This window comes from Paraburkholderia sp. GAS333 (assembly GCF_050435665.1).
Lineage (GTDB): Bacteria > Pseudomonadota > Gammaproteobacteria > Burkholderiales > Burkholderiaceae > Paraburkholderia > Paraburkholderia fungorum_A.
This window is the reverse complement of the sequence record NZ_JBNDKS010000004.1, coordinates 17,701-42,198: the sequence shown is the minus strand read 5'-3', so window position 1 is coordinate 42,198 and position 24,498 is coordinate 17,701. Positions and strand designations below refer to the sequence as shown.

The following is a 24,498-nucleotide window of genomic DNA, read 5'->3' as shown; positions in this document are numbered from 1 at the left end:
TGCCGACTATGGAGTGGAGCGATGTCCGGATTTTTCTTGCGATAGCGCGCAGTGGAACATTGGGTGCTGCCGCCCGGCTGCTGCACCTTAGCCACCCGACCATTGGAAGGCGGCTTCGCGCGCTGGAAGATGCCACGGGACAGGTGCTCTTTCAGCGAACCGCCGAAGGCTTTGTGCTGACCGAAGAAGGCACCGCGATCCTGCCACTTGCCGAGCAGATGGAGGACAGTGCGCTGACCATGGAGCGGCGGCTCGCCGGTGAACAGCAACAGCTGGAAGGCACGCTCAGGGTGTCATCGGCCGACTGGTTTGGCGCCTATGTCCTGCCGCCAGTGATTGCCGACTACTCGCGCGAGTATCCGCATGTGGAGATCGAGGTCCTGACGGGAGCACGCCTGTTCAACCTCGCGCAGCGTGAAGCGGACGTCGCTTTCCGGATTGTTCCGTTCGACGGGCCTGATATCGTGCAAAGACGGCTGACCCAGATGCGATATGGCGCTTACGTGGCTAACGCAAGCGCTGATCCAGTGGAAGGCAATGGCACGGGGAGCCGTTTGATCGCGATGGATACGTCGACCGGCACTTTTCCCGATATCGATTGGCTGAAGACCCGTTTCCCGAACGCGAGCGTCGCAATGCAATCGAATAACCGCAATGTTCAGGCGCAAATGTGCGGCAGAGGCTTAGGCATTGCTGTGTTGCCGCGGCCTGTCGGAGACCAGGTCAACACCATTCGCCGGCTCGATCTGAGCGAAGATCCACCGGGTCGCGAGATATGGATGGGCTATCACCGCGATCTCCGGCGACTGCATCGTCTGCGCGCGTTCGTGGATATCGTCATCAAACATCTGGCCGACTAAGCCCACGGAATAAAAATTTTCGACGCGCGCACTCATTCTTCATCCCGGCAAAACACGCTGTCAACGCAGCGATTCACGGCGATGCTGAAGCATCGGCGAAGCTTCCGTCATTCCGTTCGATGATCTTCGCAATCGCAATCGCAGTGCCGGGACTGACTGCATGGCAACCTCAACCGCGACCGATGCCGACCGTGTCTCGCGGATGCTGGCAATACATGAGGACGAGTGCCGGCCTGTTCAGCCGATAGCAGACGAACCGTCTGCCGGTTCCCGCTTCACCGCCACGCACTTGATCTCGACGAGCAAGCCTGGATGTGCAAGTTCGGCCACGCCGATAGAAGTCCATGCGCACGTGCCGCGTGGAAATAACCGATTTTTGACTTCGCGAAATACGGGCATATGCGTGTGCATTTGCACGTGATACGTCGTCATATCGACGACATCCTCGAAAGTACACCCGGCCGCCTCAAGAACTACCCGCAGGTTTTCCCAACACGCCACAAACTGCGCGTGCGGATCGGCGATGACTTCGAGGTCGACGGTACGCCCAACCTGTCCAGCGCAGAACACCGTTGCGCCAACCTTCACCGCAGGTACATAACCCGCGCGTTCAACAATACGCTGCATCGTCGGCGGGACGATCAATTCTCGGTCTGTCATGTGTTTGTCCGTTAAGGAGGGAAAGTGCTCAGTGACTGCGCGTTAGATTATGACCGAGCATGGCGACCCACCGACCGGGAGTTTTTGCGCGCATACGGCGCACCGTGTTATCAACGGCTTGTTGTTTGCAGGCTTCTCGAGAAACTATCTGCGCCTGGGCGGCACGATCGGGCCACCCAGGCCGACATATCGCCGATTTCCATGTACTCAGCGTTATCGCGCTATTTCGATTGAGACGCGAACACGAGTTCGAACTGCGAGTCCCACGGGGTCAGGAAGTAGAACCACCGCTCGCCATCCGGTAACGTGACCGGATCGTTGAGAATTCGCAGTCCCCTGTTCTTCAGAACGGCGATGCTGTGATCGATATCCGTCGTCTTAAGCGCAATGTGTGTTTCTGCCGCGTCGTCTTCATGTGGTCGCACGCGCGAGATGTCGGGGCCGGAGTATTGGAAAAGCTCAATCTTCGAGCCATCCTGCAACTGCATCATCACAATCCGGTCGATCTCACTCGATTTGCGCCAGTTAAATGCCTTCTTCCATCCGTCTGGAATCTTCCCCGGGCGCATGTCGGACACAACGCGCGCGCCGAGCAGATCTGCAAAAAATGCACTGGCTACATCAACGTCAGGCACGTTGATCCCAACGTGGTCAATCCCGGCGACGGCAAGACGTTGCTGTGATGCAGGCTGCGCAATTGCCTGAACCGGGTTGGATATATCTGCGGAGAATGCGGGAACAGACAAAGAGCTTCCCGCCATGATGAGTGCCGGTAGAAGCCGGCGATAAAGAACTTTTTTCACAACTGACTCACTTCAACTAGATCAGGAAATCATTCGTTTCAGGACGCGGATTGATCGCATTGCCCCAGCGCGCTGCGTCTGCCAGCGGAAAACCGACAACCCGGTTATCGGGAGGCACCTGGTTGCACAGGTGCTCCTTCATCGCTACGAAAACAGCTTCAGCAATAAAGACGCTAAGGGATTGAAAACTGCTTCCGGGCGTCGCGCTGTTCGAGCCTAGCCCGCAGCGGTGAAAGCCTTCTGCGCCGCCACCGTGTCGAGCGACTCACGAAGCAGTTTGATCTTTCCATTCCCGGCGACGAGGCGACCTGCATACATCTGCTTGTAGACGTTCCCCGTGGACGGTACGAGTGCCTCGACCGAGTACTCTCCGAATACCTGAGTCGGCGTATCGATCAGAATCTGGACGTCTTTGAACTTGAAATCCGGCACCTTATCAAGAAGACCCGCGATGAACTTTTCGATAGCCGCCGGGCCTTGCGCGCCCGTCGTCGGGCCAAGGCTACTCAGATAAGGCAGCTCAAGAATGCCGTCATCCGCGAACAGAGCAGCCGCCGCCTTGGGATCACGGATTGACTCGAGGTACTTGTTAAGCAGTGTTTTTGCGGTATCCATTTTTGCGCCTCTTTAGTGTGTGACTGCTGGGCAGTGGTGTTCAATTGGGCTGGCTTCAGAAAACACGTTAAAAAGCACTGCACTGGCAACGCGGATCAACCTGTTGCCGTGCAGCGCTCCCATATTTTCTGTACGCCCTTTAGACCTGAGCCTGGCCGCCGTCGGCGGTAATTTCAGCGCCGTTGATGAAGCTCGAATCGTCCGATGCGAGGAAGGTGACCACCTTGGCAATCTCTGATGGGTCGGCAAGGCGACCGATCGGCACGAGTGACGCGAGGTAGCCGAGCAACCCATCCTGACCTTCCTTGGTATCGCCGCCGAGTTCAGCGAGGCCAACCGTGCGCGTCGAACCAGGGCTCACGACATTCACGCGGATTCCACGGTCCTTCAGATCGAGAACCCAGCTGCGAGCCAGCGCACGAATAGCTGCTTTCGATGCGCCGTAGATGCTGAATGCCGCCGTCCCTGTCGAGCCCGCGATCGAGCCGGTCAGGATGATCGAACCACCCTTCTGAATCAGCGGAAGTGCTTTCTGCACCGTGAACACAACAGCGCGCACATTGCGATTGAACGTGTCGTCAAAATGCTGTTCGGAGATTTCGCCAAGCGGCGCCATCGTGCCGCCACCTGCGTTCGTGTACAGGATGTCGAGACGACCCTCGTTCCTGCGAATTTCTTCGAACAGTACGTCGAGGTCTTCGGCACGCGTGACATCGCCCTGCACGCCGCGAGCGCCGTGCCCGATTGCTTCGACTGCGCTTTCCAGCTCTGCCTTGCGGCGACCCGTGATATAGACCTTCGCGCCTTCCGCTGCGAGATCTTTTGCTGCGGCCAGACCGATGCCGCTCGTGCCGCCAGTGACCAGTGCTACCTTACCTTCCAGTTTTTTGCTCATGATTTGCTCCGGGTTGTTGAGTGCTGATGGGTGCAACGATAAACGTCTGTGAGACGCAGAAAAACAGCGAAACAGCAAATTGATTTTCCACGTACATGGATAATCGCTAAACTGGTGACCGACCTAACACGGAAAGAACCAATGGATCAGCTACAAGCGTTGCGTGTGTTCGTGCGAATTGCCGAATCGGGAGGCTTCAGCAAAGCCGCCGACGCCCTGAACGTGCCGCGAGCGACAGTCTCCAAGCTCATTCAGGAACTCGAAACCCATCTTCGTGTGAAGCTCTTTCAACGCTCCACCCGCCGTGTGGTCGTGACGGAAGAAGGTCAGACCTACTACCAGAACGCGGTCAAGCTTCTCGCCGACATCGACGAGATGGATGGGCTTTTTGCGGACTCTCGCGGAAACCCGCGCGGCCGCATTCGCGTCGACATCGGCTCGTCTTTGGCTAACCTCATCCTGCTGCCGCATCTGCCGGCCTTCCGCAAGCGCTACCCCGAAATACAGCTCGACGTAGGAGTGAGCGACCGTCAGGTCGACCTGATTGGCGAGGGCGTGGACTGCGTAATCCGCGGCGGCGAGCTGACCGACACGTCGCTCGTCGCGCGACGTCTGGCCGGGCTGGAATGGGGAACGTATGCCGGGTCCGCGTACCTTGCCGAGCGCGGCACGCCATCGCATCCCGACGACCTGCTCGCGCGTCACGAAGTGGTGGGTTACTTTTCATCGTTGACCGGTCGGGTATTTACGCTGCTCTTCGAACAGGGCGAGGAGTCGATAACCGTTGATCCGAAAGGCGCCAGAGGTGTCTTCGTGAACGAAAGCACGGCCCATCTGACTTCGCTGGTCAGCGGACTGGGCGTAGGCCAGACCTTTTCGTTCATGGCACAGCCCTGGTTGAAAAACGGCGATCTCGTCCAGGTCCTGCCGCAATGGAATCGCCCGCTCCACCCGATGCACATCGTCTTCGCACAGTCGAAGTACAACAGCGCCCGCCTGAAAGTTTTCGTCGACTGGGTCATCGAAATTTTCAGGCCTTATGACAGCACGCCTGCTCCGGTTCGACCTGCGTAGCGGAGGCCCGCAGTCTGGGAGGCGCGAACGATCCCCGCCCTCCCCCAAATGATCCGTTGCTGGCAGACCGCGACAACAGAAGACAGGAAACACGACCGGGAAGGCAGAATCCAGGCCGTCGCATTGATGCCTGAAGTATTCCAAATGCCACACTTAAAGGGCGTGAGAGTTCCTTAACTTTTATGAAAACGTGGAACAAGCGGGCATATGACGTTGCAAATTCATTATGTGAAGACATAATGACGTCGGGATTGAAACGGATATCTGGACGCTGCGCCACGGACAGCCACAGAGTGCTGACCTGAATCTGTTTCGCTCATCGCTGACGAGCCAGGGCGGACACGCGGGCCGGTAACGCGCCTTCTTCGTCACACATGTAGCTTCCGCAAACTGTTCAACTGGGACTGCCGTCAGCGCCTTCGCGTGAGGGCAAGCGTAAGCGTCCCTCATCCGTGAACGCGGTGTTCTGATTTCAGTATCGAGGTTGCCCTGATGAAAATCGGTGAACTGGAAGTCGTGCGTGATTCGCGCCAGGTCCTGCGGAACGGCGTCGCCGTCAGTCTCGGCAGCCGCGCGTACGATCTGCTCCAGGTTCTGCTGGACGCGAACGGTGAGGTCATTCCAACCCAGGAGATTCTCGCGAAGGTGTGGCCCTCCACGGTTGTTGAGGAAAACAACATCCAGGTCCATATCTGCGCGCTCAGACGACTGCTCGGTGAAAATCGCCACCTGATCCAGACTGTCTCAGGACGCGGTTACCGGATGGCGCGTCCTGCATCCGTTGTTGCCGAGCCTCCCGCTCCCGCCGGCAACCCGCACGCAGAGATCATCACCCAACCCGACTTCAGCCTTCCGCACACAAGCGGCCCACTATTTGGCCGGGAAACATGTACCGAACGGCTGATCGCTGCAATCAGCGAGGGGGAAGATGCCGTCATTACGCTCGTCGGTCCCGCAGGTGTCGGCAAATCCCGCCTTGCGCTGGAAGTCGCGCGACATTTTGCGGATCATGGCGAGATCGGCGTTTCCTATCTTTCGCTCGCGTCGCATTCCAGCGAGAAAGAGGTCTATGACATGATTGGCGCCGCGCTCGAACCGGTGGGCGCCGAACCCGTTACTGCGTGCACCGTGAGACCTTCCGGGCCAACCGCCCTCCTCGTGCTGGACGACTGCGACCGGCTTTGCCATGCAGCGATACGGGCGCTTTCCGACAGCGAGACCTTCAGGCGATTGTCCCGGACCGTTGTTCTTCTGACGACCCGCACTCCGCTAAGGATGTCGATGGAGAGGGTCGTCAAGATCCCGTCGCTCCTCGCTGTTCCCCGGCGCGGAACCGTGGACGCTGCCCTTGAAATGTTTGTCTCGCGCGTCCGGTGTTTCGATCCACGAATGGACCTCACGGACGCGTTCATGGAGAGCGCCCGCCATCTGGTCGAGCAGATGGATGGTCTACCGCTCGCGATCGAACTCGCGGCACACCACACGTCCATGCTCGGCATCGAGTCGATCTCGCGTCTGCTCGAGCAGAATGTCGACCTCTCCAGCAGCGACCTGCGCCGCATGACGGACAGTCGGCACGAGTCAGTAGGCATGGCGCTGATGTGGACCTGGCCGAGCCTCGGCGTACTGCCGCGGACAATACTCACTGCCCTGCTGGACGCAGGTGCCGAGGCCGACCTCGGGGAATTGCACAACATCGCAGAGAGGTCGGGACTGCAACCGGAAAGTGCACTGGAGGCTATCAGCGATCTCGTCGAGAATTCATTTCTCAACCCTGCTTATAAGGGACTGTCGGTGACATACCGGATCCCCAACACGGTGCAGCGATTCCTGTCGCAACAACGGCAGGCGGAGCCAACTTCATCCGCTCCGACTTTGGCGGATCTCCGTGCTCCGAATGGTGTCCGGTCTGCCCCACTGTTGCCTGACAGGCACACCGGCAAATCGCCGGACAGCTCCAGCGACAACGCGATTTCGCGCAAGCGTCACGCGGCGGCGTCAAGGCCGGGTGGCACCGTTCGGCGCTCCTGACCCGCACAGCCGGGGGTCATTCCGGGGCGCAGTGTGATGGCAACGCTATGACCATAACTGACACGAATTGCACGGGCGTATCTCCCGCATAGGGCCTCGCATAGCCGAGGCAGCAGTCAAACCAAAATCAATAAAAATCCTGCAATTCCGCGCATTGCACCGGGTGTGCTGATCGATGATCGTTCAATTCAAATATCTGAAAGTAAATCCGCATAAAGATGTGACGAATTACCCTTGTCTATGTGAGGGCATCTAAGATTAATTCATAAAATTGACCTGTTACGATAGACAATGTTATTAGTTCCAGATCTATCGTTCCTGCCTGATCAAATTATGTTCAACCTGTTTTCCGCGCCGACTTCGACGCCCCAGCCCTCAGGACAATCCTGGCATCCTAACTCGCTGGCAAACGGGACATCCAGGTGATCGAGGTAGGCCCGCTTCGCGTTTCGATCGAGGATAGAACCGTCTTGCTGGGTGGGCAGCCTTGCCCGCTCAGCAGCCGTGCGTTCGCCATTCTCGAAGCGCTGATCGCCGTCCGCGGCACCGTCGTATCCAAGGACGCGCTGCTCGAACACGCGTGGCCCGACACGATCGTCGAAGAAAACAATCTTCAGGTCCAGATCGTCACGCTAAGGCGCGCACTCGGACATTCCCGCGATCTCCTCAAGACCGTGCCGGGCCGCGGCTACATCCTGCTGCCGCAACCGCAGTCGGCTTCACGGCAGAGCAAGGTGTACTCGCTGGGACTACCGTTCGTCGATACCCTCTTTGGGCGCAGCAGGGCTGTCGACGATCTTTTGCATCTCTTCGAGTCGAGCCAGGTCGTCACGCTCACCGGCGCTGGAGGCATCGGAAAAACCAGCCTCGCAATCGAAGTCTGTCGCGACACGGGTGACCTGTTTCTCTGTATCCGCTATGTCTCGCTTGCGGCTATCCAGAACGACCACCAGGCAAGAGAAGCGATACTGGCTATCTTCTCCGACGTGGTAAAAGGCAGTGCGATGAGCGTCGAAGAAATGTCCAGAAGCTTGCGCAAGTCGCAATGCCTGGTCATTCTCGATAACTGTGAGCATCTGATTGAAAGTGTTGCCTGTATCGCGCAGACGATTACGGCGGGCAACCCGGGTGTACGCGTGCTGGCCACCAGTCGTGAAGCGCTGCGCATTGCGGCAGAGACGGTCTATCCCGTGCAGACCCTCGCCTGTCCTGCGCGCACGGCGGAAAATGAGGAAACGCTCGAATCCGACGCGGTAAAACTGTTTCTGCATCGACTGCGCCGGTTGTCGGCGAACTTCGACCTGAACGAATCGACCGTGCCGGTAATCGGAGAAATCTGCCGCCGTCTCGACGGTATTCCTCTAGCCATAGAACTTGCGGCTGCCCGTGCAGCCACGCTCGGGCTCGATACGGTTCGCTCCCATCTCGACAACCGTTTTGCGATCCTCACAGGCGGCTCCCGCAACGCGCTGCCGCGCCACCAGACGCTGAAGGCCGTGTTCGAGTGGAGCTACAGGCTACTGTCGGAAACCGAGCAACTACTATTTCGGCAGGCGAGTGTTTTCGCAGACGGCTTTTCGCTGGAAGCACTCGCCGCCATCATGGACGGGCATGGGATATCGAACGTGGGCACCGCCCAGACCCTCGCCGGACTCGTCGCCAAATCTCTTCTCTACATAGACCGGCAGAACCCGCGCCGCTTTCGTCAGCTGGAGAGTTCGCGCGCCTATGCGCGCACCCTGCTTGACCAGAACGGCGAGACGGCTGCGGCATCTCACGCTCACGCCAGGTATTTCCGCGATTTTTTCGAAAAAGGACCCTACAAGTCCGAACAGATCAAAATCGAGGATGCGCATGACGTGATCAGCGCCGAGATTGGCAACATGCGGGCAGCAATGTCCTGGGCGTTTGGGCCCGCCGGGAATGTGTCTCTCGGCATCGAGCTTGCCGCGACGGCTGTACCGATGCTGTTCGAACTGCCACGCTTCGAAGAGTGCGAATATTGGGCATCCATTGCCATTGGCGCGCTTCGGCCCTTGTTGGCAAGTCCGCGATTGCAACAGACACGACTCGGGATCCTGTCTGCTCGCGCATCGGCGCTTGTTTATACCGAAGGCCCGCAGCCGTCTGTCGAGACCGCCTGGCAGGAGGTCCTGGCACTGGCCGAATCAGCGAATGATCCCAGCGCGCAATTGCGGGCGATCTGGGGGTTGTGGAACCTGGAGCTATATGGCGGCAGACCGAAGAGCGCACTTGTCTACGCGCTGCGGTTCCAGAGCGCCGCACGGGAGTTTGGCTCGCCACTCCAGGTTGCGCTGAGCCGAAGGATTATCGGCATGACGCTGCACTATGCAGGCAGGCACGCCGATGCGCGCGACGAACTGCTTGCTGCGTTGGCGACGCCTGAAATGAAGGAGCTCAGATGGTCGACGACCGGCGTCCGGACCGATCAGATCGCCGCGACACGTGCTTTGCTCGCCCGCATTCAGTGGTTCCTTGGCGACCGGGCTGGAAGCCTGGAACAGATAGAGACAGCCGAGGAAACTGCCAGAGCAACGGGACATGAGTTGACCTTGGCCTACGTTCTCATGGAGGCCACCATTCCGCTCGCGATACTCCAGCGGAGTGCGGATACGCTGATGCTTGCTGTCGAAGAACTCGAAAAGGAATGCCGCAAGGTCGGCCTGCGTGCGTGGCTCGCGTGCTGTGATGCGTTCGAATGGATTGCGCGGGCGATGGAAACCCGCCTGACTTCCGACGAGCTTTCCGCGATGGGACGCTCGGTCGAGCGGCTTCGAAAGACAGGCTATCTGGCGCCGCTACCCATGGTCCTCGGTGAATTTGCGGCAGCACTGGAGGCAGGTGGTCAGCACGATCAGGCTCTGGCGACCATCGACGTTGCGCTCGAACACTGCGCGAAACACGGGAGCTGGTGGTATCCCCCCAGGCTCGAGGAATTGCGCGCGTCGATGGGGAAGCCGGCCACCGCTTCGTCGGCGGCAGAACTCCTGTGAGCGCCGGCCGGCCTATTCGGCTTCCCAGCGCGATCCGAGCACGCGACCACAAAAGTTCGCCCGATAGAACGTCGAACTGTATCGCTCGAGCACGTCTGCGCTGACGGCTCCAAAGGTCGTCTCTGGACGGTGCATGATTGCCCGCCCCACCGCTTCCAGATATTCGCTCGCGAAGTCGCCACCGCGCGGAAACTCTCCGAGGATTTCCATTCGCAGCGGCTGCGAGAGGCGCTCGATCCCGTCACCGAAAAGATCGGCTCGCACTCCGTATGCCAGCAGTCGTGTGAGCCCGTTCATTCGCTCCGTTACGCCCGGCGTGGTGTGAAGACTGATGGCTTCCCACACGGCAACACTGAGCCTATGCCTCACGCCTTCGTTTTCCAGAAACTCTTTGGCTGCGTCGGCACCGTCTACTTCGTAACGCTGAGTCGAGTTTGCGTAGCTTGAACTCAGCCCCATGTGAGCAAAATGGGCTGAAACGAAAAGGAGATCCGCCGTGACCGGAATGTCCAGTCTCCTGGCTTCCAGAGACGCGAAGACGAAAGCCCTATAGGCGTGCCGCACCACGACCGCGGGCAATGACGCCCGCGCGATGTCGGCGGCGTAGTGCGCGAATCTTCTGCGGGGCATGCTGATTCCCGCCAGCTGCAAAGGAAATCCAGAAACAGTGCTCGATTTCTTGGGACTCAAAAATGCCTCCTCGGGTGTCGACGCCGATTCGTCACACCGGAACGCCCGCACCCGCGTGCCACCGTTGCTCGACGCTCACGAATCGCGTTCACCACGTTATTTGAATGCGGGACCTTCTTTTAAATCCTGGTCGCACGAACCGGGTTGATCGGCTCGGCGCGGGGCCCGGCTGATCATCGCAATTTACCGGGGTCGGCTGGATAAAGCATTCGCCGGACGCTGATTTTTCATGAAAAAAGCTTAAGCACTTCAACGGCTTATGGCGCGTTTTGCGGCGCGCGGGGCGGCGTACCGATTATCCACGGGAGTGGAAAGTGAATTAGGAGAAAGGGTATTTTTCAACGAGACGCTCATGTCTAAAGTTGCACCTACCAACTCTCAACAACCCGGAGCAAATCATGAGCAAAAAACTGGAAGGTAAGGTAGCACTAGTCACTGGCGGCACGAGCGGTATCGGCCTGGCCGCAGCAAAGGACCTCGCAGCGGAAGGTGCGACGGTCTATATCACGGGTCGCCGCCAGGCGGAACTGGCAAGCGCCGTTGAAGCGATTGGACATGGCGCTCGCGGCGTGCAGGGCGATGTGACTCGTGCTGCCGATCTCGACAATCTGTTCGAACAGATCCGCACCGAGCAGGGCCGGCTGGATGTCGTATTCACCAACGCAGGTGGCGGCACGATGGCACCGCTTGGCGATATCTCCGAACAGCATTTCGACGACACGTTCAATCGCAATGTGCGTGCTGTCGTGTTCACGGTGCAGAAGGCACTGCCGTTGATGCAGAAAGGTGGCTCGCTGATTCTGAATGGATCGATTGCAGGTTCGACGGGTACGCCGGCGTTCAGCATCTACAGCGCCTCGAAAGCCGCCGTTCGCGCGCTGGCTCGTAGCTGGGTCCTGGACCTGAAAGACCGTGGCATTCGCGTGAATGTCGTGAGCCCGGGTTCGACGCGCACGGTTGGCCTGGCCGAACTTGGTGGCGATACCAGGGAAGGTCAGGACGGCCTGCTCGGCTACCTCGCGTCACTCGTGCCGATCGGCCGTCTTGCCGACCCGTCGGAGATCGCCAAGGTGGTCACGTTCCTCGCCTCGGACGATTCGAGCTTCATCAACGGCGCTGAGATTACCGCCGACGGCGGCCAGGCTCAGGTCTGATTGCCGGATCGACATTCATCCCGGGTGGACAGCAGATTGCATTCATCAAAGGCTGTCCACCCGGAAGAAATGCGGATTCAGAGGAGTTTTCCCATGAAAGTCGGCTTCATTGGTGCGGCCAATATCGCACAGACATACTCGAAACATTTATTGCGTAGCGGCCATTCCGTCGTATTGAGCAACCGGAGCGGCCCGGAAACGTTGACGGATCTGGTAGCAGCACTTGGCGCACGCGCTTCTGCCGCATCCGTCGAGGTTGCGGCGAAGGCCGACGTGGTCGTGCTGGCGTTGCCCTGGACGCAGCTTCGGTCCCTTCAGCAGAGAGACATCGACTGGAGCGGCCGGATCGTGATCGACGCAACCAATGCGTTGCTGACGTATGCGCCGGACTTCCGTCGGGCAGACCTGGGCGGCAGGACGTCGAGCGAAATAGTCGCGGACATGCTGCCGGGCGCCCGGATCGTCAAGGCGCTCAACACGCTCTATTTCAAGGTACTCGAACGGGACCCCTCGGAAGCAGGCGGGCGCCGTGTCATGTTTCTCTCCGGTGACGATAGCGAAGCCAAGAAGACTGTGTCGTCCATTCTGTCGTCAACGGGATTTTGCCCGATCGATCTTGGCGGACTCGCCGAGGGAGGCCGGATCCAGCAGTTCGGGGCGCCACTGGCGGGTCCCAATCTGCTAGCGCTGTGAGCAACTGGCCGCACCGGGGATATGCGTCCTTAATGGGTCTGCCGCGCAATGCGTCGACAAACTGGCCAGCCTGGCAAACTTTGTTGAGGAGCGGGCTTTCGCGACGGCTACCGAATGGGAGGAACCTGTCCCGCAGCACCCGGAGTGAGGGTCTTCGGGTTAGCGGATACATGCGCACAACCCTCCCGCTCGCTATACGTTTTAAGAAATTTTAAGCGCGTCAAAAGGACATTGCGCATTCAACGTCTGTACCGTTGCACGTCAAGGGTAAAGACGGTCTGTCGGCCCTTTCCACACATCCACTGCAAACGGAGAACAACATGAATATTGAATCTGCAATCGGGGGAGCCAAGGTTTCCCGGCGCAAGCTGCTGTCCGCAACGGTCGGCGTTGCCGGAGCGGTGGCTGCTGCCGCCACCGTGCCGGCGAGCGCCGCTGCACCCGCGAACGGCAAGTCCGGTGCCGGCAAACATGGCGCGGGCGGTCATGGTCACGACGACAACTTTGTGCAGGCGAAAGACGGCACGCTCATTTTCTACAAGGACTGGGGTCCGAAGGACGCACAGCCGATCGTATTCCACCACGGCTGGCCGCTATCGTCCGACGACTGGGACGCGCAGATGCTGTTTTTCGTCTCGAAGGGCTATCGCGTGGTAGCACACGACCGCCGTGGCCATGGCCGGTCCGCGCAGGTGCCGAACGGCCACGATATGGATCACTACGCGTCGGATGCATTCGCGGTCGTCGAAGCGCTCGACCTGCGAAATGCGGTTCACATCGGTCACTCGACCGGCGGGGGCGAAGTTGCGCGCTATGTGGCGAAATTCGGCCAGCCGTCTGGACGGGTCGCAAAAGCGGTGCTGGTCAGCGCCGTTCCGCCGCTGATGCTCAAGACGGAAAGCAACCCCGAAGGATTGCCGATCGACGTATTCGACGGCTTCCGCAAGGCACTGGCCGAGAATCGCGCGCAGTTCTTCCTCGACGTCCCTACCGGTCCGTTCTACGGTTTCAACCGCACGGGCGCCAAAGTCTATCCGGGCGTGATCCAGAACTGGTGGCGTCAGGGCATGATGGGTAGCGCGCTGGCACACTACGAAGGCATCAAGGCGTTCTCCGAAACGGATCAAACCGACGACCTCAAGGCAATCACGGTTCCGACGCTGGTGCTGCACGGCGAAGACGACCAGATCGTGCCGATCGCGGATGCAGCCTTGAAATCGATCAAGCTGCTGAAAAACGGCACGCTCAAGACCTATCCTGGCCTTCCGCACGGCATGTTGACGACGAACGCCGATACGCTGAACGCGGATCTTCTGGCGTTCGTGCAGAAGTAAGGCGGCACAGAGGTTGAGAGCTGGATGATGGTCTGACTCTCTACGTCACCGCTTGTCGGCAGGAGCCCGCTGTTCGTGAGAACGGCGGGCTCTCCTGCGTGACTCTGCATGGAGCGAAAGCGATTATCCGGCCGACGTGTCAGTAGATTCAACGCGCTGGATCAACGTCAAGCCGCAAGCTTGCTCATCGTTAATTTCGTTCAGAGATTCGACTTCGGCATCGGTTGATATCGCCGACGTACAACCCGGGTGTCCGAACTTTAGCTATGGCCGGCAATGAGTCGCGCATGCGACCTTCATCCCGACTACTTGCACACGAGAATCCCGCCTGTTCCTCGCAACGTGGAGACAGACACCGCGCATCTCGCGCATGGAAGGTCCCATAGGCTGAACGAACTCCTCACCATTCCACTGGCGAGTCATCTGCTCGCAACCGTTGAGTTTGCGGCCCCACATTGAACCGGCAACGCGGATGAGCCGGCCAGACCACTGGTTGCGATATTCGCGGGCGTCGCACGCGACGGCAAATGGTGTTGAACCCGCGGCCATTCGTGACCATTTGCGGCACGCGTCGATTTCAAACGCTTCCACCTGTCTTCAACGCAGCAGCGAAAGCTCGATGGCATGCTGCTGTGGGCTTAGCCGCAATCAGGCCGGTCAATCAAGCCATTCCCTACGCTGTTTGATCGACGCCGACACGCGCCTCGCACGTCCACTACCTATCCGCTGACATCAGTTCGGTGCAGGGACAGGTCGCTTCGAAAGCGCCCTGTTGAGTCGGACAGTTCAATCAACTGGAATGACGTGTCCAGCCCTTGGGCCAACGGGGTTTTGCCCTATCCCGCAATCTCCGGTTGACCGTCTGGACTCTATCTCGCGATCGATTGCACGACGCGTGATGCGCGTTCGCCTATTCAAGAGAGTCGCGTGCGAACTGGAAGTGGACCACAGGAGAACCGCCCCATATTTTGCAAGCGCGGCTAACGCGAGCCATGGAAGCCTCCCCTTTCGTCTCTTTCTTGTGATCTCGCCGCCGATCAGCCGCGGCCAAAAATTGGGCAACACTCTCAAAGAATTCCGGGCCACTGCAGCCTTTGTTGCATCAGAACGGCCGTTTCGAGCTTCCCGCAGACGTTGTTGTCTCCCCATAGCCCCTATGGGCGCACATTAAAGTTGCGGGAAAAAGCTGCTCTAAAGCCCGCGCTTTCGTGTCGGTAAAGTCTGAGCTAAATCGTTAAAGTCTGCGCGAATGTATCGCGAACTTCCGACTGAGGTAGTTTCACAATCACAAAGTGTGCGGGACTGTCATCCAGCGTGCGTTACACGACCACTGGAAAAATGGGCCGCATCACATTCATATCGCATCGCAACATCAATTCGATTACGACGTTTTTGCGCGAACATTAGCAAACGTTTTCAGGCGGAATCGCATTCGACAGAATCCACGATTTCGATTTCCCGAATTCGCTTTCGCTACTCCTTTGCAAAGCGATTTCTCCGCAATCCAGCACTCCGGATAGCTTCGTCGAAGTCCCCCAACCGTTGTCCTGATGCCATGGTGGCGAGCCAGGAAAAATGACCCGTTCACGATACGACCAATTGCATCAAAACATCTTTTGGAGGTTTTGATCCGGCTTAACATTCGATGAAAGCCAGCCTTTTCGAGGATAGCCTTTTGCGATGCGATGATTGGTGGATCTGGGTCATCGACTTCGGCGTTCTCGCATATTGGGAATCGCCACCACCAGATTTCGCGAAAGTTGGAGCGTGGGTAACGGGCGAAGTCCTGATAAGCATCGATCCTTTTTTCTACAAGGATTACGTCTATCAGTTGCCAAAAATGCCGGACCTTTTTAACGAATGGGTCGTCGGCCGTATTGAGTTGAACGCACTACGTCGATTCGCGTCGAAGGCCAACTGATGATCGATGACAACGACGCCGTGATCTCATCGGCCGTCGCCGGCCTCGGAATCGCCTCATCGGGCCGGCCTGGATTTCGTGGTGAGCTCGACAGCGGCGCGCTGGTGCAGGTGCTGCCTCAATGGCAAATGGGTTCTGCGGACATTCACGTGATCCTGCCCGGCGGCCGTGCTGCAAAGCCCCCCGCAAGAGCGTTTGCACAGTTTATGGCGACGGCGTTTGAGGACGTGCTACAGAACACACGATGAACGGGTCGGTCCTGGTCAATCACTGAAACCGATATATCGTGATCCTTGCACGTCGCTCGGCCCGGTCAACAGCAACGACGACAATGAGATGATTTCGGTCGCTCTTGAGGGATAGACACTTTTAGCCTTCCCGGAAACGCGAAGCGACTTACTGATTGAGTGTCGATCCGCAAAGGCCAGACTACCAAGCAACACGAACGTGGCGAACCTCAGGCAGATGAACGCGCGCAGCAAGGCATAGCATCAGGCAAGCCAGGCGCGCGGGCCCGTGTCAATCGAGTCGCCGCGAGCAAGGATTTGCATGCCATGCGCAAGGCCGACACTTCGACGAGTGACGAGCCGCCTGCGCGCCAAAATGATGACGGGATAAACAACGTTCGTCGCCCAAAGCAGCCGCACAGTTAGTCGGGCGCGCCGAGCTTCGCACTCGCAGCGCGAGCGAAAGCCGTCAACTTTTGCGCAAGGGTGCCGTCGGGTGAACGGTCGAACCCGTTGTCCGTGCCGATCAGCGTGACAACGGCTACGATCTCGGAACGCGCGCCGAACACGGGCGCCGACATTGCATCGATGCCCGGCACCATCAAGCCCTGAACGGTGGAAATGCCACTCTGCCGGATCGATTCCAGACGCGCGCAGAGCGGCGAAGCGGGATCGAGCAGTTGCTCCTGGAGCTCCGCGGGCTCACGCGCTGCTTCCGCATCACGCTCTTGCGGCGGCAACCACGTCGCGAACATCAGGCCCGTCGCCGAACGCAGCAGCGGCATATGAGCCCCCGTGCGCGTCAGGACGGTGACTTCACCGATGGTTTCCATCACCCGCACGACGGTCGCGCCCAGGCCACCCCATACAGCGATGAAACACGTATAGCCTGTGTCGTCGCGTAAATCGGGGAGCATCTCGGAGATGCTGCCGACCACGTCAATCTGCGCGATGGCCGCCATGCCGATCTTGATTGCTTCGGGGCCGAGCGTGTACCGACCAGAGTGTTTTTCCTGTGCTGCCAGCCCGCTCGCGATCATTGCCTGCAGATAACGGTGCGCTTTGGCGGGCGCCATGCCCGCCTCCTCGCTCAGACTCGAGAGCGAAGCAGCGGGCCCGAGACGCGCGAGTGCCTTCAGGATTTCCGCACCGATTTCTGCCGATTGGACCGTCTGGCGGCTCGTGGTGCGTGTCGGACTTGTGGGCATGTGAAAGCGATATCTTTGGACGAGACCAAAACTTACGCGATCGGAGCCCTGTTGTGCAAGTCGGTCGCTTATGCCAGGAAACGATAGATAGCAACAAGTCTCGATCGAAGGTTGCAAGGGCCAGTATTTCAACTGGCCCTTGTGTCATGCGGGGTGCTGCGTCGACTTCATCGACGGCCGCTCGCTGAAGCGCGCATGCCACGCGGCCAGCGCTTTGTTCGTGCGCCACCCCTCTTCGGGGAAACGCAGGTCCAGATAGGCGAGCGCGCAAGCAATCGAGATCGTGCCGATGTCCACGCGGTCACCGAACGACGGCGCCCATGTTTCGAGTTGACCCAGTGCGGATGCGATTTTCTCGTGCTGACCGTCGAACCACGGTTGATAACGCAATCCGTCAGGACGCACGACCTGTTCATAACGCATCAGCAGCGCGGCTTCGACGAACCCATCGGCGAGCGCCTGCTCGCGCAGGCTCTGCCAGCGCGCGGCGCCGCTGGCGGGAAAAAGCCGCGGTTGAGCGCTGGTTGCGTCGAGGTATTCGCAGATCACGCGGCTGTCGTACAGCACCTCGCCATCGCCGGCAAAAAAGGTGGGCACCTTGCCGAGTGGATTGACGGCCACGATGTTCTGATCGCGCGTAATCGGGTGAGCATTGCTCGGCAGACGTTCGACATCGATGCCGAGTTCGGCGGCGCATACCAGCACCTTGCGCACGAAGGGAGAAAAGGGCGAGTAATAGACTTGCATGTTTCCGTTCTGATCCAGTAGTTGGGAGATGGGACGCCGGTTCAACGCTGATGCAGTGCGTAATCCGAGCCCTGTTTGTGGGTCAGGTAGCCCGCAGTCAGTCCGCCGTCGATATCGAGCACGGTGCCCGTGACATACGACGCGGCATCCGACAGCAGAAACGCGATACCTTGCGCGATTTCTTCTACTTGCGCGAAGCGGCCGAGCGGCGTGCGGTCCAGCATCACACCTTCACGAAAATGCTCGGGCACGCCAGCGGTCAGCATTGGTGTATCGACGCCGTTCGGCGCGACCGCGTTCACGCGTACGCCGCGGTTGCCCCATTCGCTCGCGAGACTCTTCACCAGCCCGACAAGACCCCACTTCGATGCCGCGTAATTCGCGCGGCCCGGCTGGCCGCCACGCGCGGTGATCGACGCGAGACATACGATGCTGCCGCGCCGCCGCGGCAACATCACGGCCGCCGCCGTCTTGCAGGTGAGAAAGGTCCCGCGCAGATTGATGTCGAGCACGAGATCCCACTGCTCGCCCGTCATTTCTTCGGCGGGGGCGCTGCGTGCGAGTCCCGCGCACGGTACGACGTCGGTGATCGCGCCGAGCTTTGCTTCGACGTCGGCGACGAACGCCTGTTGCGCCGCCTCGTCGCGTACGTCGAGCACTGCGCTCAGAAAGCGCACGCCCGGGCCGAGCCGGTCTTGCAGGGCCGCAAGGCCTGCCGCGTTCTGATCCGCTGCTGCAATCGCTACGCCCGAACCCGCCAGAATCCGGCACACGGCCTCGCCGATGCCGCTCGCCGCGCCCGTCACAAGAGCGACGCGCGCCATCGCAGATGAAGTGTTTCGTGCGGTCTCGCTCACGCCAAAGCCTCCTTGCTAACCCGTTCGTTTTCACTAATGGTCATGCCGGCGATATAGCCGAACGTCAATGCCGGCCCCAGCGTGATCCCGGCGGCCGGATAGGTGCCGCCCATGATCGAGTTCATGTCGTTGCCGCAGGCGAACAGCCCGGCGATCGGCGTGCCGTCGGCGCCAAGCACGCGCGATTTCGCATCGACGTCGATACCTGTCGCGCTGCCGATGTCGCCCGGCGTGATCTGTACCGCGTAGAACGGAGCCTGCCGGATCGGCCCGAGACACGGGTTGGGTTTGTTCGCGGAATCGCCGAGGTAACGGTCGTAAGCGGAACGGCCGCGCCCAAAATCGCGGTCCTCGCCGCTCGCCGCGCTCAGATTCATGCGCTCGGCCGATTCTGCCAACGCGGCCGGCGGCACACCGATCAGAGCCGCCAGCCCGTCGATCGTGTCCGCGCGCTTGAGGTAGCCCGAGCGCAGGAAGCGGTCGAGGCTCGGCGTGCGCGGACGCACGAGTCCCATGCCATACGTCTTCAGGAAACGGCTGTCGCACACGAGCCACGCCGGAACACACGGCACGTTCCCGTGTTCGCGATGAATCGACGTGACGAACTCGTGATACGAGGACGCCTCGTTCGCGAAGCGCCGGCCAGCCGAGTTCACGGCCATGATGCCAGGCTTCTGGCGATCGGTGACGAGGTGCGGAAACACCGTCTCCGTCCCGTTCGCGTCGCGCATGATCGACACGGGCGTCCAGAACGCAGCGCCGACATTGCCTGTCGCCAGACGCCCGCCCAGGCTCATTGCGAGCCGCGCGCCGTCGCCGCAATTGCTCACCGGCGACATCGAACGATGTACGTCGGCATGCGGAACGAGCATCTTGCGCAGTTGCAGATCTTGCGGAATGCCGCCCGTCGCGAGTACGACAGCGCGGCGCGCGTGCACCGTGATCGTCTTGCCATGCTGCCTGACCTGCACCCCTGTCACGCGCTCGCCTTGATGCACCAGCGCGACGACATCGGCTTCGCGTTCGAGCGCAATGCCTTTATCCACGGCCGATTTAAGAAGACGGGCCGCGAGCGCATTGCCGAGCAGGAGCCGCGTGCCGCGCGGCCATTTCAGCCGGTCGATGGCATAGCGGGACAGCAGGCCGAGCGAATGGCGCAGCGACGCAACGTTGCGATGCATCGACAGCAGCGCGTCGATGTCTTTCTTGTTGACCATCATGCCGCCGAGCGCGAGGAAAGTCGGCAGCGGACCGCGCAGCGCGGAAAACAGCGACCCAAGCAGGCGCCCGTCGAACGGCGCGGGGTCGATCGTGCGGCCGCCCTGCGCTGCGCCTTCGCGCTCCGGCTGGTAGTCCGGCGAAACGGGACGCGCGATGAAATGCACTTCCGTATTCGCTTCCATGAACTGGACCATCTCCGGTCCGTATTGCAGAAACGCGTCGACCATCTGCGGACGCAGTGCCGGGCCGACCGTCGCCTGCAGATAGGCGATGGCCTTCTCGCGAGCATCGGTGTGTCCGACGCCCGCCATATGCATGTTCTGCGGAATCCACACGGCACCGCCCGAAACAGCCGTCGAACCGCCGAACAAAGCGGTCTTTTCCAGCACCAGCACAGACAGTCCGCGCGCCTTGCAGGTGAGCGCCGCGCTCAGCCCGCCTGCGCCCGAGCCGACCACCACTACATCGTATTCACTATTCATCTGTCACCTTCCTTGTGCGGCAACGCCGCACCTGTCTGCCGCACGCGATGCGCGCGCGGCATGAGTCGCTACTGCATCCGGTATCCACCATTGACGTCAATGGTCGTGCCGGTCTGGTAGTTCGCGCCTTCCGACACGAGATACGCGACCGCGTCGGCGACATCTTCGGGCAGGCCGATCCGACCGAGCGGGATTGCTGCCGACACTTCGGCGTCGCGTGCCTGCGGCAGCGACAGGCGCAACATCGGCGCGTCGATCAGACCCGGCGCGACGGCATTGACAGTGATGCCTTGCGGCGCGAGTTCGCGTGCCAACGCTTTCGTGAAACCAAGCACGGCGGCCTTGCTGGCGATATACGCGGCGTTTGAGCGATAGCCGCCCAGTTGCGCCGTCACCGACGAGATCGTGACGATCCTGCCGAACGAACGACCTTCGGGCAGTCGACGCGCAAACTCGCGGCAGGTCAGGAAGCATCCCGTCTGGTTGATCGTCATCGTGCGCTGCCAGTCGGCGAGCGAGATTTCGGTGACCAGCGGACGCTGTCCATCCGGTTTGAAGAACAGCACGCCCGCGCCTGCTATCAGAATGCTCGGGCGCCCTGCCCGCTCGGTGACTTCATCGAACACGCGTTGCACCGAAGCTTCGTCGGCGACGTCGATGCCGACACCGAAGTGACCCGTGCCCGGCAGTTCAGCAGCCACGTGCGCCGCCGCCCCGGCATTCAGATCGGCGACGGCGACGCAATGACCGGCCTCGGCCAGATACCGGCAGATAGCGGCGCCGATGCCGCCCGCGCCGCCCGTCACGAGCGCCGTATGGCGTGTTGTTACCGATGATTGATTCATAGTCGTTTCTCTTGAATGGTCGTTTTCGAATGACGGATCAACGGGACTTACGCCGCAACCGAACGGGCACGCGTCGTGTCGCGGTGACGTTGATAAGCGGGCAGCAGCAGTAGCAACGCAATCGCGCCGAGCAGCACGAAGCCGCCCATCGTCGCAATGGCGATCCTGAAACTCCCGCTCGTCTGCGTCAGCCAACCGATGATCGCGGGACCGAAGAAGCCCCCGAGGTTCGACACGGCATTGACGAACGCGAGTGCCGCCGCGGCGGCTGTGCCGCTGTAAAACATGGTCGGCAGGGTCCAGTAAGCGGGCATGCACGCATAGAGACCGATCATCGCGACGCAGAAACCGGACATCGCGATCACCGGCCGGTCGAGATAATTCGCGGCGACGACGAACGCGACACACGCGAGCAACAACGGATAGATCACGTCGGACAAACGCATCGCGCGGCGGCGGCAGCGGCGCGCCCACACCAGCATCGCGATCGCGCCGAGCAGATTCGGCAGCGCGCTCAGCAGGCCGATCTGAATCGTCGTCACATGGAAGGTCTTGATGATCTGCGGCAGCCAGAAGCCCGCGCCGTAGAAGCCAATCACGAAGCACACGCCCGTGAACGTCACAACGAGCGTGCGCCAGTCGAGCAGCGTTTTGAACACATGTGCGGCGCTGTGCGGGTCGCCCTGTGCGCGGTCTTCTTCCATCTCGAGATCGATCCTGGCTTGCAGCCAGTCGCGCTGTGTGGGCGTCAGCCAGCGGGCCTGCGATGGGCGTTCGAGCAGAACGCGCCACGTGACGATGCCGAGTATCACGGCCGGGATGCCTTCGACGACGAACAGCCACCGCCAACCGGGGATACCCGCCACGCCGTCGAAGCACTGCAGGATCAGCGACGACAGCGGACCGCCAATGGCGGCCGCGATCGGCAACGAGATCATGAAGCGCGCGATGATCTGCGTGCGATGTTCGCGCGGAAACCAGAACGTCAGGAAGAACAGCACGCCAGGGAAGAAACCCGCCTCGCTAATGCCGAGCAGAAAACGCACGGCATAGAACGAGTGCGGCCCGGTGATCATCGAACTGGCGAGCGTGACGAGCCCCCACACGACCATGATGCGCGCGAGCCAGACGCGTGCGCCAAAGCGCACCATCATCAGATTGCTCGGCACCTCGAAGGGCAACATGCCGATGAAAAAGATGCCCGCACCGAGACCGTACATCGCAGGTGTGAGTCCGATGTCGTGGTTCATCTGCAATGCAGCGAAACCGACGTTCGTGCGATCGACGAAGCTGACGATGTACAGCAGGAACAGGAATGGGATCAGCCGCCATGCCGTCTTTTTCAGTACGGCCGCTTCTTCTGCAGCGTTCATGGTTGTCTCCTTCAGGCGTGGGCTCGTGTATGCCATGCCTTTTTATCGTTGATGTAGTGGGTTGGCGCGCTGTGTCCGGTGGATATGGCCTTTAGAGTGCCGCGGTGCCGCCGAGTGACTTGCCGCCGTCGACCATCAGGATCTGACCGGTGATGAAGTCCATGTGCGGCGCGGCGAGGAAGGCCACTGCGTTGGCAATGTCTTCGGGACGCGCAGCGCGGCCAGTAGGCTGCAACGCCAGTTGCGCCGCGCGACGCTCGGGCGTGAGTGCCTGCAGCATCGGCGTATCGACGAGGCCGGGCGCGACCGCGTTGACGAGGATGCCCTGCCCCAGCAGTTCCATAGACATGGCCCGCGTGAGGCCGACAACGGCGGCCTTCGCCGCCACGTAGTGAGCGTGATTACGCGCGCCGAGATAGGCGCGCGACGCGATATTGACGATCTTGCCGCCGGCGGTCATGCGCGCCGACGCATGGCGCGCCATGCGGAAAAGCGCGACGACGTTCAGATCGTAGTGACGCATGAAGTCTTCCGCGCGCAAATCCATAAAGGCGCGCTCGTCGAACACGCCGGCATTGTTGATCACCGCGTCCACACGCGGCAGACGCGTAACGAACGCGCCGACCGCATCCTCGTCGCGCAGATCCACCACGAGGCCCTCCGCCGATCCCCCTGCTTCCTGCACGCTGGCGATTACGCTTGCCAACGCCTCGCCCGAGATATCGACGGCGGCGACATGGAAACCATCCGCCGCAAGGCGTCGCGTAATCGCCGCACCGATGCCGCCGCCCGCGCCCGTGACGATCGCAACCGCTTTCTGATGGTCTGCCGACTGGCTGCTGTGGGTTTCGTGCACTTTACAAACTCCATTAGCGTAATTGATTACGCAAAGCGTAACTCCACCCATTATGCGGAACAATGCGGGAAATCCCCTGGCAGGGGCAATCCCAAGAAAAGGCGCACTCAACCCCAGTGGGATAGGGCGGCGAGATATGTTTTCGGAGAAATCGCGTCACGATAAAAGTCCATACCGAACGGTCGTGAGCCGTTGCGCCGGACGCGGTGACGGCCTGCCCAGCTTGTCGGAAGTGCACGAGATAGCTGCCTCGTCCGCAGTCGCGGGATCAGAAGTTGAGCAGAGAGGCCCACGTAGTCTGTCGGACCTCGTGCGATGCGAGCCGCGATGGGACCGGAGCCAATCGCAAACCGGCCCGCTGGATTCGGATGGTTTGTCGACTGTGTGAAGACCAGGGATGGATTCAGCCGCGAGGCGAAGGCTTCAAGTAAGACTGCCTGCTGTTAGCGCAGGGCATTGGCGTACGCTGATCAGCGATGGCGCGAATGTGGCGGCGTTTATGAAGCGGCTACTACGACCGCAAGTGAAGCCACCCGATCACTTCAGTCCGACAACGGACACAGAATTTCGCAGTTCCCACAGACTTTGTTGTCTCCCCATAGCCCCTATCTGCGCACACTAAAGTCTGCGGGAAAACATGGCTGTGAGGCCCATTGTTTCGTTGCATCTATGTCCACAAAAACCTGCAAAAGTCTGCGGGAGCGAATGCCATCCCCCTGACTGCGTTAATTTCGCAAACATAAAGTGTGCGGGAGGCCCTTCGCACAAGCGTTAGATAAACATCAAAAATTCGGGCCGCATCACATATGTTGTGCATCGCAACAGCCATCGACGACGACGTTTTCGCCGACAAACTAGTCAGTTCGCAGAGGGAAATTGAGCTCACGCAGCCTCTTCCAAGCTATGGCCCTTTCTGTTGCCGCAGCTAGAAGCGGCAA

Annotated in this window: 21 protein-coding genes; 9 read left to right on the top strand and 12 right to left on the bottom strand. The window is 60.1% G+C overall.

Going from position 1 to position 24,498, the window contains the following annotated elements; all coding sequences use genetic code 11:
• Positions 1–8: 8 nt before the first annotated feature.
• Positions 9–860, top strand: a complete 852-nt coding sequence (locus ABH945_RS22325) for a LysR family transcriptional regulator (RefSeq protein WP_074769219.1) — start codon at positions 9–11, stop codon at positions 858–860.
• A 237-nt stretch (positions 861–1,097) separates the two neighbouring features.
• On the opposite strand, the gene ABH945_RS22320 is transcribed toward ABH945_RS22325, so the two are convergent.
• From ABH945_RS22320 to ABH945_RS22305, 4 genes are all read right to left on the bottom strand, one after another.
• Positions 1,098–1,520 (bottom strand): RidA family protein, encoded by a 423-nt coding sequence (locus tag ABH945_RS22320; RefSeq protein ID WP_429251965.1) that lies wholly within the window; start codon positions 1,518–1,520, stop codon positions 1,098–1,100.
• 221 nt (positions 1,521–1,741) lie between these two features.
• On the bottom strand, positions 1,742–2,323 hold the full coding sequence (locus tag ABH945_RS22315; protein ID WP_429251964.1) for a VOC family protein: 582 nt from the start codon (positions 2,321–2,323) through the stop codon (positions 1,742–1,744).
• A gap of 216 nt (positions 2,324–2,539) precedes the next feature.
• Positions 2,540–2,938: a nuclear transport factor 2 family protein gene (locus tag ABH945_RS22310; RefSeq protein WP_429251963.1), complete on the bottom strand. Its 399-nt coding sequence runs from the start codon at positions 2,936–2,938 to the stop codon at positions 2,540–2,542.
• 139 nt (positions 2,939–3,077) lie between these two features.
• A complete protein-coding gene (locus tag ABH945_RS22305; RefSeq protein WP_429251962.1) occupies positions 3,078–3,833 on the bottom strand; it encodes an SDR family NAD(P)-dependent oxidoreductase in 756 nt (251 codons plus the stop codon).
• A gap of 141 nt (positions 3,834–3,974) precedes the next feature.
• Between ABH945_RS22305 and ABH945_RS22300 the strand changes: the two genes are divergently transcribed.
• From ABH945_RS22300 to ABH945_RS22290, 3 genes are all read left to right on the top strand, one after another.
• Entirely contained in the window at positions 3,975–4,907 is a 933-nt protein-coding gene (locus ABH945_RS22300) for a LysR family transcriptional regulator (RefSeq protein ID WP_074769229.1), read from the top strand.
• Positions 4,908–5,399: 492 nt separating this feature from the next.
• Positions 5,400–6,938, top strand: a complete 1,539-nt coding sequence (locus ABH945_RS22295; protein WP_429251961.1) for a winged helix-turn-helix domain-containing protein — start codon at positions 5,400–5,402, stop codon at positions 6,936–6,938.
• A gap of 422 nt (positions 6,939–7,360) precedes the next feature.
• Entirely contained in the window at positions 7,361–9,952 is a 2,592-nt protein-coding gene (locus ABH945_RS22290; protein ID WP_429251960.1) for an ATP-binding protein, read from the top strand.
• Between the two features lie 12 nt (positions 9,953–9,964).
• Here the strand turns inward: ABH945_RS22290 and ABH945_RS22285 are convergent, their stop codons facing one another.
• Complete coding sequence (locus ABH945_RS22285; protein WP_253189746.1) at positions 9,965–10,642, bottom strand: phosphohydrolase; 678 nt, start codon at positions 10,640–10,642, stop codon at positions 9,965–9,967.
• Positions 10,643–11,040: 398 nt separating this feature from the next.
• Here ABH945_RS22285 and ABH945_RS22280 point away from each other — a divergent pair, with 398 nt between their 5' ends.
• The 5 genes from ABH945_RS22280 to ABH945_RS22260 all read left to right on the top strand — a co-directional run bounded on the left by ABH945_RS22280 (position 11,041) and on the right by ABH945_RS22260 (position 15,992).
• Positions 11,041–11,796: an SDR family NAD(P)-dependent oxidoreductase gene (locus ABH945_RS22280; protein WP_429251959.1), complete on the top strand. Its 756-nt coding sequence runs from the start codon at positions 11,041–11,043 to the stop codon at positions 11,794–11,796.
• Positions 11,797–12,489 carry an NADPH-dependent F420 reductase gene (locus ABH945_RS22275; protein WP_429251958.1) on the top strand — a complete coding sequence of 231 codons (693 nt, stop codon included), beginning with the start codon at positions 11,797–11,799 and terminating at the stop codon, positions 12,487–12,489.
• Between the two features lie 320 nt (positions 12,490–12,809).
• Entirely contained in the window at positions 12,810–13,823 is a 1,014-nt protein-coding gene (locus ABH945_RS22270) for an alpha/beta fold hydrolase (protein ID WP_429251957.1), read from the top strand.
• 1,645 nt (positions 13,824–15,468) lie between these two features.
• On the top strand, positions 15,469–15,744 hold the full coding sequence (locus ABH945_RS22265; RefSeq protein WP_429251956.1) for a hypothetical protein: 276 nt from the start codon (positions 15,469–15,471) through the stop codon (positions 15,742–15,744).
• Positions 15,744–15,992 carry a LysR substrate-binding domain-containing protein gene (locus ABH945_RS22260; protein WP_429251955.1) on the top strand — a complete coding sequence of 83 codons (249 nt, stop codon included), beginning with the start codon at positions 15,744–15,746 and terminating at the stop codon, positions 15,990–15,992. The genes ABH945_RS22265 and ABH945_RS22260 overlap by 1 nt, the downstream gene beginning before the upstream one ends.
• Positions 15,993–16,393: 401 nt before the next feature.
• On the opposite strand, the gene ABH945_RS22255 is transcribed toward ABH945_RS22260, so the two are convergent.
• The 7 genes from ABH945_RS22255 to ABH945_RS22225 form a co-directional block, all read right to left on the bottom strand.
• Complete coding sequence (locus ABH945_RS22255; RefSeq protein ID WP_429251954.1) at positions 16,394–17,179, bottom strand: IclR family transcriptional regulator; 786 nt, start codon at positions 17,177–17,179, stop codon at positions 16,394–16,396.
• Positions 17,180–17,323: 144 nt separating this feature from the next.
• A complete protein-coding gene (locus ABH945_RS22250) occupies positions 17,324–17,926 on the bottom strand; it encodes a glutathione S-transferase family protein (protein WP_429251953.1) in 603 nt (200 codons plus the stop codon).
• Positions 17,927–17,967: 41 nt separating this feature from the next.
• Positions 17,968–18,783, bottom strand: a complete 816-nt coding sequence (locus tag ABH945_RS22245; protein ID WP_429251952.1) for an SDR family NAD(P)-dependent oxidoreductase — start codon at positions 18,781–18,783, stop codon at positions 17,968–17,970.
• Positions 18,780–20,486 carry an FAD-dependent oxidoreductase gene (locus tag ABH945_RS22240; protein WP_429251951.1) on the bottom strand — a complete coding sequence of 569 codons (1,707 nt, stop codon included), beginning with the start codon at positions 20,484–20,486 and terminating at the stop codon, positions 18,780–18,782. Before ABH945_RS22240 ends, ABH945_RS22245 begins: the two co-directional genes overlap by 4 nt.
• A gap of 68 nt (positions 20,487–20,554) precedes the next feature.
• Complete coding sequence (locus ABH945_RS22235; RefSeq protein WP_429251950.1) at positions 20,555–21,331, bottom strand: SDR family NAD(P)-dependent oxidoreductase; 777 nt, start codon at positions 21,329–21,331, stop codon at positions 20,555–20,557.
• 47 nt (positions 21,332–21,378) lie between these two features.
• Complete coding sequence (locus ABH945_RS22230; protein ID WP_429251949.1) at positions 21,379–22,704, bottom strand: MFS transporter; 1,326 nt, start codon at positions 22,702–22,704, stop codon at positions 21,379–21,381.
• Positions 22,705–22,795: 91 nt separating this feature from the next.
• Complete coding sequence (locus ABH945_RS22225; RefSeq protein ID WP_429251948.1) at positions 22,796–23,560, bottom strand: SDR family NAD(P)-dependent oxidoreductase; 765 nt, start codon at positions 23,558–23,560, stop codon at positions 22,796–22,798.
• Positions 23,561–24,498 lie beyond the last annotated feature (938 nt).

Bases quoted from the DNA above. Each gene is read 5' to 3' on its own strand.
- ABH945_RS22240 (WP_429251951.1), bottom strand. From the start codon at position 20,486: ATGAATAGTGAATACGATGTAGTGGTGGTCGGCTCGGGCGCAGGCGGG.
- ABH945_RS22320 (WP_429251965.1), bottom strand. From the start codon at position 1,520: ATGACAGACCGAGAATTGATCGTCCCGCCGACGATGCAGCGTATTGTT.
- ABH945_RS22270 (WP_429251957.1), top strand. From the start codon at position 12,810: ATGAATATTGAATCTGCAATCGGGGGAGCCAAGGTTTCCCGGCGCAAG.
- ABH945_RS22325 (WP_074769219.1), top strand. From the start codon at position 9: ATGGAGTGGAGCGATGTCCGGATTTTTCTTGCGATAGCGCGCAGTGGA.
- ABH945_RS22305 (WP_429251962.1), bottom strand. From the start codon at position 3,833: ATGAGCAAAAAACTGGAAGGTAAGGTAGCACTGGTCACTGGCGGCACG.
- ABH945_RS22235 (WP_429251950.1), bottom strand. From the start codon at position 21,331: ATGAATCAATCATCGGTAACAACACGCCATACGGCGCTCGTGACGGGC.
- ABH945_RS22265 (WP_429251956.1), top strand. From the start codon at position 15,469: ATGAAAGCCAGCCTTTTCGAGGATAGCCTTTTGCGATGCGATGATTGG.
- ABH945_RS22295 (WP_429251961.1), top strand. From the start codon at position 5,400: ATGAAAATCGGTGAACTGGAAGTCGTGCGTGATTCGCGCCAGGTCCTG.
- ABH945_RS22255 (WP_429251954.1), bottom strand. From the start codon at position 17,179: ATGCCCACAAGTCCGACACGCACCACGAGCCGCCAGACGGTCCAATCG.
- ABH945_RS22230 (WP_429251949.1), bottom strand. From the start codon at position 22,704: ATGAACGCTGCAGAAGAAGCGGCCGTACTGAAAAAGACGGCATGGCGG.
- ABH945_RS22250 (WP_429251953.1), bottom strand. From the start codon at position 17,926: ATGCAAGTCTATTACTCGCCCTTTTCTCCCTTCGTGCGCAAGGTGCTG.
- ABH945_RS22300 (WP_074769229.1), top strand. From the start codon at position 3,975: ATGGATCAGCTACAAGCGTTGCGTGTGTTCGTGCGAATTGCCGAATCG.
- ABH945_RS22260 (WP_429251955.1), top strand. From the start codon at position 15,744: ATGATCGATGACAACGACGCCGTGATCTCATCGGCCGTCGCCGGCCTC.
- ABH945_RS22310 (WP_429251963.1), bottom strand. From the start codon at position 2,938: ATGGATACCGCAAAAACACTGCTTAACAAGTACCTCGAGTCAATCCGT.
- ABH945_RS22280 (WP_429251959.1), top strand. From the start codon at position 11,041: ATGAGCAAAAAACTGGAAGGTAAGGTAGCACTAGTCACTGGCGGCACG.